This is a genomic window from Aurantimonas sp. 22II-16-19i (assembly GCF_002088275.1).
Classification (GTDB): Bacteria; Pseudomonadota; Alphaproteobacteria; order Rhizobiales; family Rhizobiaceae; genus Jiella.
The window spans coordinates 1-1,323 of record NZ_AQQS01000083.1 but is presented as its reverse complement, the minus strand read 5'-3'; the positions used below and the strand labels follow the sequence as shown (position 1 = coordinate 1,323).

Genomic DNA, 1,323 nt, shown 5'->3' with positions numbered 1-1,323 from the left:
GTGAACCGCCCCGGGTTTGCCGGAGGCTCCAACTTCCAAATAGGATGGAGCCATGACGAGCAAAACGACGAACAAGTTTTCTCCTGAGGTGCGCGATCGCGCGGTGCGGTTGGTGCTGGATCACGAGGGTGATCATTCCTCCCGTTGGACGGCCTGCCAGTCGATCTCGGCAAAGATCGGCTGCTCAGCGCACACGCTTCTGGATTGGGTGAAGAAGGCCGAGGTCGATGCCGGCAAGCGGGTGGGTTTGCCAACGGATACAGCCGAGAAGATGAAGGCTCTCGAGCGGGAGAACCGGGAACTTCGGCAGGCCAACGAGATCCTGCGCAAGGCTTCTGCTTATTTTGCCCAGGCGGAGCTCGACCGCCCGTTCAAACGATGATCGCGTTCATCGACGATCACCGCGAGGTCCATGGGGTCGAGCCGATCTGCAAGGTGCTGCCGATCGCCCCGTCGACCTACCGCGACCACCTCGCCAAGCGCGCCGATCCCGAGAAGCTGTCGGGGCGGGCAAAGAGGGATCTGGAGCTCAAGCCGGAGATCGAGCGCGTCTTCGCGGAGAATTTCGAGGTCTATGGTGCAAGGAAGGTTTGGCGGCAGATGGTGCGCGAGGGCTTCAATGTCGCGCGTTGCACGGTCGAGCGGCTGATGGCCAACCTCGGCCTTTGCGGCGTCATTCGCGGCAAGCCGATCCGCACCACGGTGCATGACAAGGCCGTGCCATGTCCACGCGACCATGTGAACCGGGTCTTCCATGCCCCGGCTCCGAACATGCTGTGGCTTTCGGACTTTACCTATGTCAGCACCTGGTCGGGCTTCGTCTACGTGGCCTTCGTCATCGATGCCTATGCCCGTCGCATCGTCGGCTGGCGGGTGAGCCGGACAGCCCATGCGAGCTTCGTCCTTGATGCTCTCGAACAGGCCCTGCATGAACGGCGGCCCGTCCATCGAGGCGGACTCGTGCACCATTCGGACCGCGGATCGCAATATGTCAGCATTCGCTACAGCGAACGCCTCGCCGAAGCCGGCATCGAGCCCTCCGTCGGCAGCGTCGGAGACTCCTATGACAACGCTCTCGCTGAGACGATCAACGGCCTCTACAAGGCTGAGGTCATCCATCGACGCGGACCATGGCGCAGCTTCGAGGCGGTCGAATTCGCCACCTTGACCTGGGTCGACTGGTTCAACAATCGCCGGCTGCTGGAGCCCATCGGCAACATCCCGCCGGCGGAAGCCGAGGAACGCTACTACGCCATGCTGGAGCAGCCAGACATAGCAGCGTAACTTAAACCAAACGGCCTCCGGCAAACCCGGGGCGGTTCA

Annotated in this window: 1 protein-coding gene and 1 other annotated feature; the gene reads left to right on the top strand. The window is 62.3% G+C overall.

Annotated features, from left to right (window positions below; genetic code table 11):
* Positions 1–52 precede the first annotated feature (52 nt).
* A protein-coding gene (locus ATO4_RS26685; protein ID WP_139802739.1) for an IS3 family transposase occupies positions 53–1,284 on the top strand; the annotation gives its coding sequence in 2 pieces (ribosomal slippage) (positions 53–344 and positions 344–1,284; 1,233 coding nt in all).
* Positions 337–453, top strand: a sequence feature (AL1L pseudoknot). (Overlaps the previous gene by 117 nt.)
* Positions 1,285–1,323 lie beyond the last annotated feature (39 nt).